Source organism: Pseudomonadales bacterium, from assembly GCA_024234435.1.
GTDB lineage: Bacteria > Pseudomonadota > Gammaproteobacteria > Pseudomonadales > Porticoccaceae > JACKOF01.
This window is the reverse complement of sequence record JACKOF010000002.1, coordinates 342,151-357,829: the sequence shown is the minus strand read 5'-3', so window position 1 is coordinate 357,829 and position 15,679 is coordinate 342,151. Positions and strand designations below refer to the sequence as shown.

The 15,679-nt window shown below is 50.2% G+C and carries 17 protein-coding genes; 10 read left to right on the top strand and 7 right to left on the bottom strand.

From position 1 onward, the window contains the following. The first annotated feature begins 109 nt into the window (after positions 1 to 109). From pstC to can, 5 genes are all read left to right on the top strand, one after another. Positions 110 to 1,498, top strand: a complete 1,389-nt coding sequence (gene pstC, locus H7A02_11615) for a phosphate ABC transporter permease subunit PstC (protein MCP5172899.1) — start codon at positions 110 to 112, stop codon at positions 1,496 to 1,498. Then, the gene (pstA, locus tag H7A02_11610; protein ID MCP5172898.1) at positions 1,491 to 2,777 is read left to right on the top strand and encodes a phosphate ABC transporter permease PstA; all 1,287 of its coding nucleotides are present in this window, start codon (positions 1,491 to 1,493) and stop codon (positions 2,775 to 2,777) included. The genes pstC and pstA overlap by 8 nt, the downstream gene beginning before the upstream one ends. A gap of 32 nt (positions 2,778 to 2,809) precedes the next feature. After that, positions 2,810 to 3,673 (top strand): phosphate ABC transporter ATP-binding protein, encoded by an 864-nt coding sequence (locus H7A02_11605; GenBank protein ID MCP5172897.1) that lies wholly within the window; start codon positions 2,810 to 2,812, stop codon positions 3,671 to 3,673. 35 nt (positions 3,674 to 3,708) lie between these two features. Further along, positions 3,709 to 4,398, top strand: a complete 690-nt coding sequence (gene phoU, locus H7A02_11600) for a phosphate signaling complex protein PhoU (protein MCP5172896.1) — start codon at positions 3,709 to 3,711, stop codon at positions 4,396 to 4,398. Positions 4,399 to 4,492: 94 nt separating this feature from the next. Continuing rightward, positions 4,493 to 5,158: a carbonate dehydratase gene (gene can / locus H7A02_11595; protein ID MCP5172895.1), complete on the top strand. Its 666-nt coding sequence runs from the start codon at positions 4,493 to 4,495 to the stop codon at positions 5,156 to 5,158. Positions 5,159 to 5,242: 84 nt separating this feature from the next. Here the strand turns inward: can and H7A02_11590 are convergent, their stop codons facing one another. After that, positions 5,243 to 6,790 (bottom strand): M48 family metalloprotease, encoded by a 1,548-nt coding sequence (locus tag H7A02_11590; protein MCP5172894.1) that lies wholly within the window; start codon positions 6,788 to 6,790, stop codon positions 5,243 to 5,245. Between the two features lie 90 nt (positions 6,791 to 6,880). Between H7A02_11590 and yaaA the strand changes: the two genes are divergently transcribed. Genes yaaA through H7A02_11575 form a run of 3 tightly spaced genes read left to right on the top strand, consistent with a single transcriptional unit; the run spans position 6,881 to position 8,566 of the window. Beyond that, complete coding sequence (gene yaaA / locus H7A02_11585) at positions 6,881 to 7,669, top strand: peroxide stress protein YaaA (protein MCP5172893.1); 789 nt, start codon at positions 6,881 to 6,883, stop codon at positions 7,667 to 7,669. After that, the gene (locus H7A02_11580) at positions 7,602 to 8,309 is read left to right on the top strand and encodes a DUF938 domain-containing protein (GenBank protein ID MCP5172892.1); all 708 of its coding nucleotides are present in this window, start codon (positions 7,602 to 7,604) and stop codon (positions 8,307 to 8,309) included. Before yaaA ends, H7A02_11580 begins: the two co-directional genes overlap by 68 nt. 26 nt (positions 8,310 to 8,335) lie before the next feature. Next, positions 8,336 to 8,566, top strand: coding sequence for a TIGR02647 family protein (locus H7A02_11575; GenBank protein MCP5172891.1), 231 nt, complete (start codon positions 8,336 to 8,338; stop codon positions 8,564 to 8,566). Positions 8,567 to 8,570: 4 nt separating this feature from the next. Here H7A02_11575 and H7A02_11570 read toward each other — a convergent pair whose 3' ends face one another. The 5 genes from H7A02_11570 to H7A02_11550 all read right to left on the bottom strand — a co-directional run bounded on the left by H7A02_11570 (position 8,571) and on the right by H7A02_11550 (position 12,923). Further along, positions 8,571 to 9,104, bottom strand: a complete 534-nt coding sequence (locus H7A02_11570) for a hypothetical protein (GenBank protein ID MCP5172890.1) — start codon at positions 9,102 to 9,104, stop codon at positions 8,571 to 8,573. Between the two features lie 117 nt (positions 9,105 to 9,221). Next, the gene (phoR, locus tag H7A02_11565; GenBank protein MCP5172889.1) at positions 9,222 to 10,499 is read right to left on the bottom strand and encodes a phosphate regulon sensor histidine kinase PhoR; all 1,278 of its coding nucleotides are present in this window, start codon (positions 10,497 to 10,499) and stop codon (positions 9,222 to 9,224) included. A 46-nt stretch (positions 10,500 to 10,545) separates the two neighbouring features. Further along, the gene (gene phoB / locus H7A02_11560) at positions 10,546 to 11,259 is read right to left on the bottom strand and encodes a phosphate regulon transcriptional regulator PhoB (protein ID MCP5172888.1); all 714 of its coding nucleotides are present in this window, start codon (positions 11,257 to 11,259) and stop codon (positions 10,546 to 10,548) included. 140 nt (positions 11,260 to 11,399) lie between these two features. After that, complete coding sequence (ubiA, locus tag H7A02_11555; protein MCP5172887.1) at positions 11,400 to 12,269, bottom strand: 4-hydroxybenzoate octaprenyltransferase; 870 nt, start codon at positions 12,267 to 12,269, stop codon at positions 11,400 to 11,402. Positions 12,270 to 12,287: 18 nt separating this feature from the next. Further along, positions 12,288 to 12,923 carry a chorismate lyase gene (locus H7A02_11550; GenBank protein MCP5172886.1) on the bottom strand — a complete coding sequence of 212 codons (636 nt, stop codon included), beginning with the start codon at positions 12,921 to 12,923 and terminating at the stop codon, positions 12,288 to 12,290. A 104-nt stretch (positions 12,924 to 13,027) separates the two neighbouring features. Between H7A02_11550 and H7A02_11545 the strand changes: the two genes are divergently transcribed. Then, the gene (locus H7A02_11545; GenBank protein MCP5172885.1) at positions 13,028 to 13,549 is read left to right on the top strand and encodes a phosphatase PAP2 family protein; all 522 of its coding nucleotides are present in this window, start codon (positions 13,028 to 13,030) and stop codon (positions 13,547 to 13,549) included. 97 nt (positions 13,550 to 13,646) lie between these two features. Continuing rightward, on the top strand, positions 13,647 to 14,726 hold the full coding sequence (locus tag H7A02_11540; GenBank protein MCP5172884.1) for a glycosyltransferase: 1,080 nt from the start codon (positions 13,647 to 13,649) through the stop codon (positions 14,724 to 14,726). Positions 14,727 to 14,754: 28 nt separating this feature from the next. Here the strand turns inward: H7A02_11540 and H7A02_11535 are convergent, their stop codons facing one another. Continuing rightward, entirely contained in the window at positions 14,755 to 15,603 is an 849-nt protein-coding gene (locus H7A02_11535) for a UDP-2,3-diacylglucosamine diphosphatase (protein ID MCP5172883.1), read from the bottom strand. Positions 15,604 to 15,679 lie beyond the last annotated feature (76 nt).

The following is a 15,679-nucleotide window of genomic DNA, read 5'->3' as shown; positions in this document are numbered from 1 at the left end:
ATACTGTTATGATTTAAGCCCGGCTTTGAGCCGGGCTTGTTTTCTTCCTCTAGGGAAAATTTGTGCCAATGTTCCGTTCGATGGTGTTTATTCAGAAGGTAATAGTGAGATGCCAACAGCTAACCTGTTAATTGTGCTACTGGTGCTTGGCGCCATTGCTTACTATACAGCTCGAAGTCGTTCCGTTGCTATGGCACAGCCACTGGGTGGTGTTCGTCATCTGCATTCTTTGCCGTTTTTCTACGGTATGCGAGCAGCTATCTGGTGCGCGCTGCCAGCAGTGCTGTTGTTGGTTATCTGGGCGATGTTTGATGAGCCTCTGATCAGTGCCGCACTGATCAGCTCCCTGCCGGAACAGCTTAAGCCGCACACAGCGGCAGAACACAATTTGTTGCTTAACAGTATTGAAAATATCGCCAGTGGTGCCCTGCGTACAGAAAATGCCGATCCGAATCTGGTTGCCGCGGCCAAAAAGCTTCACGATTTGCGCGACACAGGACAATATCTGATGACGGCCGCAGTACTGTCTCTGTCGGTGATTGGCCTCGGCTGGGGGTGGGTAAAGGTTTCACCCAAGCTGCGTGCCCGCCAGGAGGTCGAACGGGTTTTCAAAGGTGTTTTGATAGCCTGCGCCTGTGTGGCCATTTTTACCACCGTTGGTATTTTGCTTTCCGTGCTATTTGAATCACTGCGTTTCTTCCAGATGGTTCCGGCTTCCGAGTTTCTGTTTGGTACGGAATGGAGCCCGCAAATGGCCATTCGCAGTGACCAGGTAGGCTCTTCCGGCAGCTTTGGCGCAATACCGTTATTTGTGGGTACCATGCTGATTTCATTTATCGCCATGGTTGTGGCCGTGCCAGTGGGATTAATGTCCGCGATCTATCTTGCTGAATACGCGACATCCCGGGTACGGGGGTTAGCGAAACCTGCGCTGGAGGTACTCGCTGGTATCCCGACCGTCGTTTATGGTTTTTTTGCGGCGTTGACAGTTGCACCGTTTTTGCGAAATACAGGAGCTGATATCGGATTGCAGGTATCTTCCGAAAGTGCCCTTGCTGCGGGGTTGGTGATGGGGGTGATGATCATACCCTTTGTTTCGTCACTGGCGGATGATGTGATCAATGCAGTGCCTCAGAGTTTGCGAGACGGTTCTCTGGGTTTGGGTGCTACCCGCTCGGAAACCATTAAACGGGTTATCTTTCCGGCGGCGCTGCCGGGAATTGTGGGCGGTGTATTACTGGCTGTTTCCCGAGCCATTGGCGAGACCATGATTGTTGTGATGGCTGCCGGGCTTGCGGCGAAAATGACGGCCAATCCACTGGATGCGGTGACCACGGTAACGGTGCAGATCGTCACTTTGCTGGTGGGTGATCAGGAATTTGACAGCCCCAAAACTCTGGCGGCGTTTGCGCTGGGCCTGATGCTATTTCTGGTCACGCTGGTACTGAATTTTATTGCTTTGCGGGTAGTGAAAAAATATCGAGAACAATATGACTGATATTGAAAAGGCTCGGGTAGAGCAGATACAGAAAAGTCTGGCAAAACGTTATCGGGCAGAGCGGCGGTTTCGCTTCTACGGTGTAGCGGCAGTTGTCTTTGGTCTGCTTTGTGTTGCGTTGTTGTTCACGGATATTATCAGCAAAGGGCACAAGGCTTTTTTGCAGACCTATATCAAACTCGAAGTGACTTATGACGCCAGCATCCTCGAAATAGAGGATGTTGGAAATCAGCAGCAGTTGGCGCTGGCAGACTTTCAGGGACTTGTCAGACAAGCGCTTCTCAGCCGCTTTGAAGATGTTTCCGGGCGCAGAGCCAAGCGAGAGCTCTATGGGCTCATAAGCAGTGGCGCCGGGTATCAGTTGCGTGACCGCCTGAAACAACATCCCGAGCTGCTCAATCAATCGGAAACACTCTGGCTGGTGGCTGATGACGATATCGATACTTATTACAAAACGATTGATGATGACAGTGGTGCCTTTGTTGGTCGAATGAGTGAACAGCGACAGGCGTGGGTAGAGCGACTGGCCGATGCCGGTGAGCTTGAGTTGCGGTTTAACCGTATTTTTTTCACCAGTGGTGATTCCCGTGAGCCGGAAATGGCCGGTATCTGGGGAGCGGCGATGGGGTCTCTGTTCACTCTGATCATTACCCTGGCTCTGTCGTTCCCGATTGGGGTGGCTGCCGCGGTGTACCTTGAAGAGTTTGCTCCCCGCAACAGGTGGACGGATTTGATTGAAGTGAATATCAACAACCTGGCGGCGGTGCCTTCGATTATTTTTGGCCTGTTGGGGTTGGCTATTTTTATCAATTTTTTCCACGTTCCCCGCTCTGTTCCTCTGGTTGGTGGTCTGGTATTGACGCTGATGACCCTGCCGACGATCATTATTTCGAGCAGGGCGGCGATTAAAGCGGTGCCGCCATCTATTCGTGAGGCTGCCATTGGTGTTGGTGCTTCGCCCATGCAGGTGGTATTGCACCATGTATTACCTCTGGCGATGCCGGGCATGCTCACCGGTGCGATCATCGGCATGGCTCAGGCTCTGGGCGAAACCGCACCGTTACTGATGATTGGTATGGTGGCTTTTATTGTCGATATCCCGGGAGGTTTTACCGACCCGGCCACAGTCTTGCCGGTGCAGATTTTTCTCTGGGCGGATAGCCCGGAGCGTGCATTTGTAGAGAAAACGTCAGCGGCCATTATGGTGTTGCTGGCCTTCCTGATAATGATGAACACGCTTGCTGTGATTTTGCGCAAGAAGCTGGAGCGTCGCTGGTAGTGAGGCGGTCAAAGAGGAATAATGGTGATCACATGGTAACTGCTGATACATTAATGGATGTGCCCTTGGATAGAATTGAAGAACAAAAGAGCCTGGAAGTTGTGCACCCAGAGCAAACGACGGGATTGCCTCTGGTAGAAAACCCGAAGATGTCGATGCGCAACGTGGATGTTTTTTATGGCGACAAACAGGCCATTTTTAACGTGAGTGTGGATATTGGTAAAAATGAAGTCATCGCCATGATCGGGCCATCCGGTTGTGGCAAATCGACGTTTTTACGAAGCATTAACCGCATGAATGACACGGTGGAGAGTTGCCGGGTTAGCGGGCAGCTCATGCTGGATGGTGATGATATCTACGACCCGGCAATGGATCCTGTTGCGCTGCGCGCCCGGGTAGGTATGGTTTTTCAAAAACCAAACCCCTTTCCAAAATCCATTTATGACAACGTGGCCTATGGCCCACGTTTACATGGGCTTGCTTCTCGCCGGGTGGAGCTGGACGAACTGGTAGAAATCAGTCTTACTCGCGCCGGACTGTGGGGCGAAGTAAAGGATCGGCTTGATCAGCCGGGTACCGGTTTGTCTGGTGGTCAGCAGCAGCGCTTGTGTATTGCCCGGGCAATTGCCATCAGTCCGGAAGTGATCCTGATGGATGAGCCCTGTTCGGCATTGGATCCGATCGCAACGGCTAAAATTGAAGAATTGATAGCGGAATTGGCAGAGAATTATACGATTGCCATTGTCACGCACTCAATGCAGCAGGCGGCACGTGTTTCCCACCGGACGGCTTACTTTCATTTGGGCTATCTGGTGGAAGTAAATGAAACGGAGAAGGTGTTTACAGCACCGGAACATGAATTGACAGAAGCCTATATTACAGGTCGGTTTGGGTAAGCCTGAAATAGCAGGCAAAAGGGTTGGAGAGAAAAATGGACAAGCTGAACTTTGATCAACACATTTCAAGGCAGTTTAATGAAGATTTGGAAGAAATAAAAACCAGCATGCTGGAGATGGGTGGTCTGGTTGTTTCACAGGTGGCCGATGCGGTTATTGCTTTAGAGGAAGCCGATAGCGGGATTGCCGAACGGGTTATCAATACGGAAACCCGGATTGATGAAATGGAAGTTGATATCGATGAAGCCTGCACAACGCTGATTGCTCGTCGTCAGCCGGCAGCGAGCGATTTGCGCATGGTTCTGGCTGTCACAAAAACCGTGCGTGACCTGGAACGTATTGGTGATGAGGCCCACAAAATAGCCAAAATGGCGGTGATGCTGGCAGAAGAAGGTGCCGCTCCGAAGGGCTATGTAGAGGTGCGGCACATCGGTGACCGGGTTCAAAAGATGCTTGACGATTCCCTGACGGCTTTTGCCCGCTTTGATGCCGATGCCGCAATAGCAACCATGCGCGAAGATGAACAGGTGAATCTGGACTACCGCACCGCGCTGCGCGAAATGATCACTTATATGATGGAAGATCCCCGTAGTATTTCACGCTGCCTCAATGTGCTCTGGGCCCTGCGTGCTCTGGAGCGAGTGGGGGATCATTCCAAAAATATCTGCGAGCATATTGTCTATCTGGTTCAGGGGCGTGATATTCGGCATGGAGGTCTTGCTTAATAACGTAATTAGATCAAAATAAGCCGGGCTGAAGCCCGGCTTTTTGTGCCTTGAAAACGCATAAGCTTAAACTGATGCGTCAAGTGCTGCCGTTATACGGGAGAATATTTTGAAAGAGTTGTTTAAAAATAATGTTGCCTGGGCCGAGGGCGTCAAAAAGAGTGATTCAACGTTTTTTGAACGCTTGTCAAAGCAGCAGGCCCCGGAATATTTGTGGATTGGTTGTTCAGATAGCCGCGTACCCGCAAACGAGATTGTTGGCAAGTTACCAGGCGAGCTGTTTGTGCACCGCAACGTGGCCAATATGGTGGTGCATACCGACCTGAATTGTCTGTCAGTGATGCAGTATGCTGTGGAGTATCTCAAGGTGAAGCATATTATTGTCTGTGGCCATTACGGGTGTGGTGGTGTCGATGCGGCAGTAAGGAAACAGCGCCTTGGTCTCATTGATAACTGGCTGCGCAATATTCAGGATGTGCAATATATCCATCAGACCTATCTGTCCGAGGGAGTAGATGAAAAAGAGGTACTCGATAAGGTTTGCGAGCTTAACGTGGTTGAGCAGGTGGTGAATGTTTGCAAAACCAATATTGTTCAGGATGCCTGGGAACGCGGTCAGGAACTGGGGGTGCACGGTTTAATTTACAGTATCAGCGATGGTCTTTTGCATGACCTTGGTATCAATATTTCCAGCAGGGACCAGATTCGGCCTGTTTACCGGGAAGCGGTAGCCAAGATCATCAATGCCGATAGAGCGTAGGCAAAGCGGTTTCGCTGTACGTAAAGTGCATGATGAAGCTTTGGCTTACTTATTCTGACGACGGTTTCATTACTGTACGCACTTTCATTGAGTAACAGCCACCACAGCGGTGCGATATTGGCTGGCAGCACCGGCTTCCTTAAACGGGCCAATGGTGGTCTTGAAGCTGGCTTGCTGTCCAGGGTTCAGTGACTGGTTGAAGACAAATGTCTCTGATGGCCCGGCCAGAAAGGCATTTTGCATTTCGGTGACCTGTACACGAATATTGCTGATGGCAACAGCGCTGGTATTTTTCACTGCCACATTCAGATAGCCGGTATTGTCGATGAAGGCCTTGCTTAGGATGTATTTTCCCGGATTGCTGGCCAGTTCCAGCACAGAAAGTTTCTGACGCGCTTTTTCACCCAGCTCTCCGTTGCTGTTGGAAGCCCCCTGAAAATAGTGGATAGCGACAGCCTCGTCGTTATTGGCCAGTGCGAGTTCCCCGAGGTGATAGCTGGCAATAGGCGTCGGTAAAATTTGATAGCTGCGTAGCAGATCAGCCTGCGCCCCCGGTTTATCACCCTCTTTATAGCGAAGCAGGCCGCGAGCAAGGGGGTGGCTGAAGTAATCCGGGTTTTTCTGGATAGCGGTGGAAAACGATTTTTCTGCATTGGCCGGGTTGCCTTGCATTTTCCAGGCATGGCCTCGCAGTTCCCAGAAGTACCCTTCGCCGGGCTGCAGGGCAACAGCCTTGTCCAGTTCCGCCAGTGCTGTTTTCGGATCTTTGGCATTCAATGCCTTGATGGCCGCGACTTCGGCCACATACGCGGGCTCGTCCCGCTTTAACTGGCGAATGGCGCGCTGATAGCGATCTTTGTAGGTATTCCCCCGGGGAAGTGTTTTCGCTTTCTCAAGGTTCGCTGCTACCCTCTCCTGGGAGGGAGGGTGGCTGGCAAACAGTCCGCTGATAAAATCCTGTGAACGGTTTTTGTTTAGCTGGACAAAAGTTTCCTGTAATTGCACAGCGCCGTAGGGGTCGTAGCCGACCCTGGCCATATAGTCCATGCCGTAGGCATCAGACTCCAGTTCATCCTCGCGACCGTAGCTCGCCATCCAGACTGCAGCGCCGAGCTGTGCGACCGTGGTGCCAGCCTGTCCCAGGCCGTAATTTTCTCCCACTGCTCCCAGGGCGGTCGCACCGATACTTAAAAGTGTTCCTCTGGTCATCTGGGCTGCGCCGTGGCGCGCGGCTGCGTGAACTATTTCATGGGCCAGCACGGCGGCCAGTTGGGCTTCGTCTTCAAGATGTATCAACAGCCCGCGATTGATGGCTATCTTGCCACCCGGCATTGCCCAGGCATTGGGAACACTGTTGTTGAGAACAACAAATTCGTAGGGTAGCCCGGGACGGTCACTGACGGCAGCCAGTTTGCGACCAATTTCGGCGACGTAAACCTGAAGATTGGGGTCTATATAATAACGGCCACCCTGCGATTGCTGGGACGGTGCGTAATTAGCGGCGCCAATGGCCACTTCATCCTGTGCCGAGACCAGTGAAAACTCGTTTTTACCGGTGACAGGGTTGACGGAACAGGCTGTTGTCAGTGATACCAGTGCCGCAACAATCAGTAGGTGTAAAGGTTTGAACACAGCCCGCTCCTCGTTAGTTTCCCGGTGGGTTCTGGTCTTGAGTATAATGGACAACGAACAACTGTAAATGTCACAGCAAACGGAAAACCTATGTTACTCGTTATTTCCCCGGCGAAAACGCTGGATTACGAAACACAGCCAACAACACAAGCCCACAGTACGCCGGATTTTCTGGCGGATTCCGAAGAGCTGATTTTGAAACTTAGAGCGCTTTCCCCTCCGCAGATCTCGGAGCTGATGGGTATCAGTGACAAGTTGGGCGACCTTAATTTTGGACGCTACCTCAACTGGCAGTTGCCGTTCACAATGGCCAATGCCAAGCAGGCCGTACTGGCGTTTAAGGGCGATGTTTACACCGGTTTACAGGCTGACCAGTTAAGCGAGGTCGAGCTGCAGTGGGCGCAACAGCACTTGCGGATATTGTCAGGTCTTTACGGTGTGCTGCGGCCGCTCGACCTGATGCAACCGTATCGCCTGGAAATGGGCATCCGGTTTGCCAACAACCGGGGTAAGAACCTTTATGAATTCTGGGGCGAAAAGATCACGCAGGCACTGAATGCGCAGCTAAAGCAGCAGCACTCTGAAACACTGATCAATCTGGCCTCCAATGAGTATTTTAAGTCGGTAAAAACAGGGTCTCTGAATGCAGAAGTGATTACGCCTGTGTTTAAGGACTGGAAAGGTGACAAATACAAAGTGATCAGCTTCTTCGCCAAAAAAGCGCGTGGCCTGATGTGTCAGTACATTATCAAAAACCGTATAGAAACTGCCGAGGCAATCAAAAAATTTGATCTTGGCGGGTATCAGTACAATGAGGCTATGTCGTCGGCAAGGGAGTGGGTGTTTTGTCGTGACGAAAAGTCGGCAGAAGAAAAGTGACAGAAATTTACCGGCATCACCTGAGGCAAAGCCGTTGAAGCCTTTTTCCCAGGCCTGTGAAAACAACAAACAACCCATTATCAATGTGTTGAAGAGGGTTTTTGCCAATCGGTGCCATGTACTGGAGATTGGCAGTGGCACGGGGCAGCATGCTGCCTTCTTTAGCGAAAACCTGCCCCATCTGATTTGGCAAACCAGTGACTTGCCGGAGAATCACCCAGGCATTAATGCCTGGCTTGACGCAAGCCCCGCTCAAAATTTGCGCCGTCCGCTGGCAATCAATGCCGATGATCTGCATTGGCCGGTAGCAAAAGTGGATGCTGTTTTTTCTGCCAATACGCTGCATATTATGTCGTGGGAAAGCGTTGTTAATCTGTTCAGTGGCATTGGTCGGCATACTGAAACCGAGCAAGGTGCGGTTTTGGCGATTTATGGGCCTTTTAAATATAACGGTAATTTTACGACGGAAAGTAACCGGGCGTTCGATCTCTGGTTAAAACAGAGAGCTGTACATCAGGGTATTCGGGATTTTGAAAAAATAAATGAGCTGGCTGAAAAAATCGGATTTAAACTGCAAGAAGATAACCCGATGCCAGCGAATAACCAGTTGTTAATCTGGTTGCGAGATTCCACGGGTTAACGGCAAATAATAAAAGGGGATTTTTTGTGCAATATACATCTGAATTACTGGAAGAACTGAATGTTCTTTCACAATTGAATTTGAGCACCACCCAGCAGGGTATCAAGGTTCACTCGGATGCCTCTGAGTCGGTCATCGCAGCCACAGCCAGACTGTTTGAAAAAGGCCTGTTAAGTCAGGCAGACGGGGGGTATCCCACCACCTTGGGGATGGAAGCGGCAAAGCACGCGCAGGCGTTGCTGGGGCTGCTTAAATAAACCGTTAACGGTTTATTTTACTTAATTTAGAGCCTTCCAGAGTCAGGTTATACATCAGGCCTTTATTCGAAAAAATAAACCCGATAATCGGTTGTTGAACAGTATTGGTGTCAATTTTCTCTCCCACTCCCAGCGTGACAATGGCGACGCTGCCGTCAACACCCACTTCCCAGCCATCGCTGTTGCGAAACTTGGACAAGGCGTCATCGGTCATAAACAGGATAATCTGGGATTTTTGCTGTACGCCTGCCTGAAAGCCGATAGACGCCGATGCCGTGCTGTAGTAGCCAACCGTGTTGCCCCTGACAAGCAATGCACCTTCGCCGTACTGACCGCCAACACCCAGGCCAGCCTTGTAGACTTTCGGAAAAACCAGTACCCCCCTGGCTTGTTCGACCAGCTTTTGTCCGGCTTTTGTGTGCTGGTAGAAAGCTTCGAGCGTCTCTTCAACATTGACGTCAATTTCAATTTTGCTGGCGGCATTCAAGCTGCATGTGACGGTCATCAGCAAGCTGATGAGAAACAGTTTTACTTTCATTTGAATCCGGCTCCTGTAAATGAGGGGGATTAGTGTTAGCAGGTTTTAGCGAGTGTAACAGAGAAAAGCATCAGGGTTGCAAGGCGGTTGTCACGGCAATCAATTCTGGAGGCCGGGTTACTTGTGTTTGGCAAAACGGCAGGTGAAAGTACTGCCCGCATTCAGCTTGCTATTCACACTTAATGTGCCGTGATGACGCAACAGTACGTGTTTGACAATCGCCAGTCCCAGCCCGGTACCCCCGGTTTTTGAGGTGCGACTCTGGTCTGTGCGGTAGAAGCGCTCGGTTAGCCGACCAATGTGCTTTGAGTCGATACCAATACCGTTATCCGACACCCGGACCAGAATGGCAGATTTTTGCTTTTCGGCGCTGATGTTAATGTCTGCGCCATCGGGGTTGTGTTTAATGGCATTGATGACCAGATTCGAAAACGCACTGTAGAGTTCTTTTGCTTCTCCGGGCAGAGTGAGGCCCTCTTTGCAATCCAGGGATATATGATGATTTTCATTTGTGAGCGCGGAAGCATCCCTAACAATTTGCTCCAGCAAAGGTTGCAGTTCAACAGGGTTGCTGGATGGCTTTTCTTCCATTGATTCGAGCCGTGAAAGCATTACCAGATCGTTTGCCAGGGCATTCATGCGCTGGGTTTGCTGCCTCATCTGCTCCAGAGCGGTATGCCAGGCTTTTGGCAGCGAGCCATTGTTGCTCTGAAGGGTTTCAATATAACCGGAGATGACAGTAAGGGGAGTGCGAAGCTCATGAGATACGTTGGCGACAAAATCGGTACGCATCTGCTCCATATTTCGCAGGCGAGTGATATCCTGAATAACCAGCGCAATGTTGCCCTCATCAAAGGTTGAAGCCGAGATTAACAGCTTGCGTTGATCGTCATTGGGTGCCTTGATTTCCAGCGGTTTACTAAAGCTGCCGCGCTGAATGAAATTCACAAACGCTGGTGCCCTGACCAGGTTGGTAATGGGCTGGTTGCGGTCACTTCTTTCAAGATTGAATACTTTCTCTGCTGCCGGATTCCACCAATCCAGCTCCCGATGATTGTTGAGAAGAACCAATCCTTCATCCAGTGCGGTGGTGATACTTTTAATGCGGGCGATAATGGAGCGATGCAACAATGCGGCGCGCTTATTGCCCTGTTGCAGGCGATACAGTTGATCGGAAATATCTCCCCAAACACCATGGGCATCGGGTGGAGCCTCTTCGCGATTGCTTTCCAGCCAGCGGTAGAGCTTGAGAATTTGCGAGAAAGTCCAGGCCAGATAAGCGGAAAACCCCAATAACAGTGTCAAGGTCAAATGACCAATGGCAAGGCCAAGCACGGACAGCGTGACCACAATGATACCAATGCGATGGATTTCGCTACGCAGACCCCGTTGCACGATTTCCCTCAAAAATCAGAGTTGATAAGTGGTGAACGAAATGTCGTTATTCACCCGTGTCGAGATCCACGCCTTTGGTTGAAAAGCGGTATCCGGCACCGCGCACAGTCTGAATGAAGCGGTCGTGACCTTCAAGGGAAATTGCTTTGCGAAGACGTCGAATATGAACATCAACGGTTCTCTCATCCATGTAGACATTGCCCCCCCAGACGTGATCGAGAATCTGGTCACGACTGTACACGCGCTCCTGATGAGACAAAAAGAATGCCAGCAGACGGTATTCTGTGGGACCGATATCAACAGGTGTATCGCCAATGCTGACCCGGTGACTTGCGGGGTCCAGCGTTAACTGGCCAGCCAGCAGGCGCTCTTCGCTCATGCCAACCTGGTTGCGCCGCAACAAAGAGTTGATTCTGGCGATCAGCTCGCGGGGGGAAAAAGGTTTTGTCAGATAATCATCGGCGCCAACATCCAAGCCCTGGACCACGTTGTCTTCGGTGGCCTTTGCCGTGAGCATGATAACGGGCAGTTTTGCGGTTAGTTCATCGCGTTTGAGTCGTCGCAGGAGTTCAATACCGCTGGTGCCTGGCATCATCCAGTCCAGTAAAACCAGATCCGGCGATTCGTCAATAATAAGGCCATGGGCTTCCTGCGCATTGTCGGCCTTGAGGCACTGAAAGCCGGCCAGTTCAAGGGCGATTCCAACCATATCGAGGATTGCCGTTTCATCATCGACAATGAGTATCGTCTTGTCTTGCATAGCATTTTCATCAATTTTCGAGAACAGGAGGGTATTACACACCAGTAATAATGACAAATTTATGACAGAAGTGTGAATGTTCTGTAAAGAGTGAGTTGATGCCCGGGTTTCTGATTCAGGGGTCGCTTTATAGCGTTCGGTTATTGTGGCCAGTGGTAGTCCAGCAACAGGCCGATAAACAAAGCAGCACCTACCCGGTTATTTTGCAGGAATGCTTTGAAGCACTGTTCCCGGTTGCGATGGCGAATCAGGTATTGCTGGTGTACAAACAGCAGAGCTGCGATGCCAACACCACAAAAGTAAAACGGGCCTCGATCAAAGTTGGCTCCCGTCATTATCATTCCGGCAATAACCATGACCTGCAGTGTGGAAGTAATGGGGATATCCATATCGCCAAACAGAATGGCCGTAGATTTTACGCCAATTTTCAAATCATCTTCCCTGTCAACCATGGCATAAAAAGTATCGTAGACAACAGCCCATAGCACGCCGGAAGCATAGAGTGGCCAAAGCTTGACTGGCAGGCTTCCGGTTTGTGCCGCAAAAGCCATGGGCACACTCCAGGTGAATGCTGCTCCCAGTACGACTTGCGGCAAATGTGTGTAACGCTTCATAAAGGGGTAGCAAAAAGCCAGTGCGACACCAACAAACGATAGCTGAATCGTCAGTTTGTTGGTGAATAACACCAGCACAAATGACACCAGACACAAACCGATAAACAGCCCAATGGCTTCTCGCTGGGTAACGCTTCCTGAGGGAAACGGGCGATGGGCGGTGCGTTGTACATGGCCATCCAGATCCCGATCAGCATAATCGTTGATAACACAGCCAGCACTGCGCATCAGAAAAACGCCGCATACGAAAATGATTAATAATTTGATATTGGGTAAGCCGTTTGCTGCAAGCCAGAGAGCCCAAAGCGCAGGCCAGAGTAATAGCAGGCTGCCGATGGGTTTGTCGGCGCGCATCAGCTGCAGGAAATCCGGTAATCGCTTTTTGAGGGCATGCATGGTTATTTAACGGCCTTCCTAATAAATCGTTTTCAGAGGGTGATTGTACGGTTTGCTGTCATAAGGTTTAAAGCCCGGTAAAAAAATCTCGCTGACCAGCAGGGGTTTTGCGGATAGATAAAACACCGAACGACGCCCCCAGAGCGGCTCTGAAAAATGCTGTACTGCTTCAGGAAGATGGCTGTTAAGTGCCGTGACACAGGCAACCTCTATCGGGCTGCGAACCATAGACGGATCTTTAAATAGCAGTGCTCCCAAGGGGCTGTTGTCCAGTTTGCGCAACCGGCGCAGACGCCCGGTGAGTGTTGATAGAGGCAAGATACTGCGGGCATAAACCCATGGCACATTCTTGCCGTAAAGCAGTGTTTCCCGAACAAGAGCTTTTGCTCCAAGCGGCATATTCAGCGCACGTAGTTCTGAAAGGAAGGGGCGTTCAACACGTTGATTCAGCACTTCTACACGAAACTGATGGCTGCTTGCCTGAATCAGTCGTTGTGTTAGCGAGCCGGTGTCGAGCAGCCAGTTGCGAAGTGCCGGAGGTGCCGCACAAGCGGGTGTGCGGCGATAGCTTCGCCAGCCGGGTTCACGATGAAATTTTTTATTTGAAAATCGGGATGAAGGCACGGTAACAGCCTGAAACAATTTGGGGGTCATTCTAACCTTGCGGGTATTGTTAAAGCGAGAGCGGTGGCGCAATGTCATCAATCTGACAGATAAATGACATCAGATTGTCAAAACAGCGCGCTAGATTTTTGCTCATGGCAGGCATACTCGACAACATTCAGGCAACTGATCTCAGGTTATTCAGCCGTTTGCAGCAGTATCGCGGATGGTTGGCGCGGCACTGTCGGGGAATATCCCGCACGGCAGATGGTCTTTTATATGTGCTCGTTGCGCTGGGCTACTACATTGCCAATGCTGGCGGTGATCAGACATTTACCTCATTGCTTTGCCTGTGCTTCTTAATAGAAAGGCCGGTTTACTATGTTCTCAAACTAAGCTGTCGTCGTCGGCGTCCCCCGCAGGCGATTCCGGGTTTTGAAAGTTTGATTGTCGCTTCGGATAAGTTCAGTTTCCCGTCCGGACACACCTCGGCGGCATTTATGTTTGCCGTGGCTTGTGTTCTCTGGTTTGGCAGTTTTGCGTCCCCTTTGCTGGTCTGGGCTTGCTCGGTGGGATTTTCCCGTATTTTTTTGGGTGTTCACTTTCCCTCTGATGTGTTGATCGGTGCATGCCTTGGTAGTGTTATTGCAATACAGATTCATGGTTTTTTGATTTAGGGCCGGTGCGGTCAGCGGTGTATGAATGACGAATACGAAGAAAAGTAAAAGCGCCATGATGATCCATGATGCCTTCGAAACATAACCGGAGCAAAGTATGAAGATTCTGTTTGGTGTGCAGGGAACCGGCAACGGGCATCTGTCTCGGGCAAGGGCTCTGTGTGGGCATTTCTCCAAGACAAGTGCTCAGGTAGATTATTTTTTTTCGGGAAGACAGCGAGAAAAGTTTTTTGACATGGATGCCTTCGGAGACTTTCAGGTTAACGAAGGGCTGACGCTTGTTGTGGACAATGGTCGGGTGCGGCATCTGAAAACGGTTTTTAATGGTAAACCGCTGCGGTTCCTGAAAGATGTCCGCCAGTTAGACCTTGATAGCTACGATGTCGTGATCAGTGATTTTGACCCGGTTGTCGCCTGGGCTGGCAAATTAAGAAAAAAACCAGTTATCAATATTGGCCACCAGCCTGCGTTTCATTATCCAGTTCCTCGAGGTGAAAGCAGTCTGGCCTCCGAGCTGCTGTTAAAGCATTTTGCACCATCAACGGTACATCTGGGTTTGCATTGGCACCACTTCGGATACCCGATTTTGCCGCCCATTGTGCCAACGGGATTAACATCCGGCGAAGTTGAAAAGAATAAGGTTCTGGTTTATTTGCCGTTTGATCACCCCGGGAAAATTGCCAGCATGCTGAGGTCTTTCCCTCAATATGAGTTTTATGTTTATTCACCCGAGCACGGAATGAGTACCGATACAGGAAATATCCATCAGCGCATGATTTCATTGAGTGGTTTTCACCGTGATTTACTAACCACCAATGGTGTTATTTGCAACGCGGGTTTTGAAACGCCCAGTGAGTGTTTGCAGTTGGGGAAAAAAATTCTGGTTAAACCGCTGCAAAAACAAATGGAGCAAATGTCCAACGCTGTCGCGCTCGAGCAACTGGGGTTCGGTGAAAGCATGAATGACTTCAACTTTGAAGTGATGGAACGTTGGTTAATGTCCGAGAACAGTGGTCAGAAGGTCCGTTATCCGGATGTTGCTCAGGCTATAGTGAAGTGGGTGCTAAGTGGTAATTGGCGGCAGAGTGATGTGAAGCATTTGAGTGAACAGCTCTGGTGTGAAACGGTTTTTACTGGCCGCGATGCTGCACCAGAATCGTTCCCGGTTGCAGCCTAGAGCAGGCTCAGGTGACCAGTTGGAAAAATCAGGCGCTTTTTCTCAGTTTTTTCTTTGTGGTATTTATGTGGATGATTTCAACACTGGCAGAATAACGGGTCAGCTGTGAGAGATAGGACCTTTCATCAGACCAGTGTAAAAGCTCCAGTGAGCCACTGCGGGTTTCTACCAGGGCAGTACAACTTTCCACCCAGTCACCATCATTGCAGTACAGCTTGTTGCCGCGCTGGATCATGGCTGCGTGATGAATATGACCGCAGATAATACCATCCACATTTTGCCGCTCTACCTCCTGAAAGGCGGCATCTTCAAATAAACGTATGGCCTGTTCGGCTTTCCCCACCCGGGTTTTGATATGGCTTGCCAATGAATAGTAGGAATAGCCGAAATACGTTCTCAGCCGGTTTGTCCAGCGGTTCAGAAATAACAGCAGGCTGTAAAACTGGTCACCAATCAAACGCAAAAAGTAGGGGAAGCGAATAACGCCATCAAACTCATCGCCATGCTGAATCAGTAGTTTTTTGCCGTGGACGGTTTTGTAAATGTGGTGATTGTGCACTTCCACTTTGCCAAACATTTCACCAGCAAGTTCTCTGGCCGGGTAATCATGGTTGCCGGGAATATAAATGACTTTTGTTCCCTTCTTTGAAAGCTTGAGTATTTTGCGGATTACCTGATTGTGGCTGACCGGCCAGTATATACGGCGTTGCATGGCCCAGAGGTCGATGATATCGCCCACCAGAAAGAGGGTTTCACATTCCAGTCTGGACAGAAGATCAAGCAGATATTCAGCCTTGCAGTCTTTCGTGCCGAGATGAACATCTGAAATCCAGAGTGTTTTCACCTTATACTTTTCGGGAGGAACATTCTGTTTCATAACGGGATGTAACCAGTAAACGTTGTACCCAGACTAACGGCATGAAATGAAAAAAATGTGAACAGGAAAAGAAGGT

What these genes read in the sequence shown, in the direction of transcription:
- H7A02_11545 (MCP5172885.1), top strand. Translation starts at nt 13,028, where the DNA reads ATGGCAGGCATACTCGACAACATTCAGGCAACTGATCTCAGGTTATTC.
- H7A02_11550 (MCP5172886.1), bottom strand. Translation starts at nt 12,923, where the DNA reads ATGACCCCCAAATTGTTTCAGGCTGTTACCGTGCCTTCATCCCGATTT.
- H7A02_11580 (MCP5172892.1), top strand. Translation starts at nt 7,602, where the DNA reads ATGAGGCTATGTCGTCGGCAAGGGAGTGGGTGTTTTGTCGTGACGAAA.
- phoB (MCP5172888.1), bottom strand. Translation starts at nt 11,259, where the DNA reads ATGCAAGACAAGACGATACTCATTGTCGATGATGAAACGGCAATCCTC.
- H7A02_11540 (MCP5172884.1), top strand. Translation starts at nt 13,647, where the DNA reads ATGAAGATTCTGTTTGGTGTGCAGGGAACCGGCAACGGGCATCTGTCT.
- H7A02_11570 (MCP5172890.1), bottom strand. Translation starts at nt 9,104, where the DNA reads ATGAAAGTAAAACTGTTTCTCATCAGCTTGCTGATGACCGTCACATGC.
- H7A02_11535 (MCP5172883.1), bottom strand. Translation starts at nt 15,603, where the DNA reads ATGAAACAGAATGTTCCTCCCGAAAAGTATAAGGTGAAAACACTCTGG.
- yaaA (MCP5172893.1), top strand. Translation starts at nt 6,881, where the DNA reads ATGTTACTCGTTATTTCCCCGGCGAAAACGCTGGATTACGAAACACAG.
- phoU (MCP5172896.1), top strand. Translation starts at nt 3,709, where the DNA reads ATGGACAAGCTGAACTTTGATCAACACATTTCAAGGCAGTTTAATGAA.
- ubiA (MCP5172887.1), bottom strand. Translation starts at nt 12,269, where the DNA reads ATGCATGCCCTCAAAAAGCGATTACCGGATTTCCTGCAGCTGATGCGC.
- H7A02_11605 (MCP5172897.1), top strand. Translation starts at nt 2,810, where the DNA reads ATGGTAACTGCTGATACATTAATGGATGTGCCCTTGGATAGAATTGAA.
- pstA (MCP5172898.1), top strand. Translation starts at nt 1,491, where the DNA reads ATGACTGATATTGAAAAGGCTCGGGTAGAGCAGATACAGAAAAGTCTG.
- pstC (MCP5172899.1), top strand. Translation starts at nt 110, where the DNA reads ATGCCAACAGCTAACCTGTTAATTGTGCTACTGGTGCTTGGCGCCATT.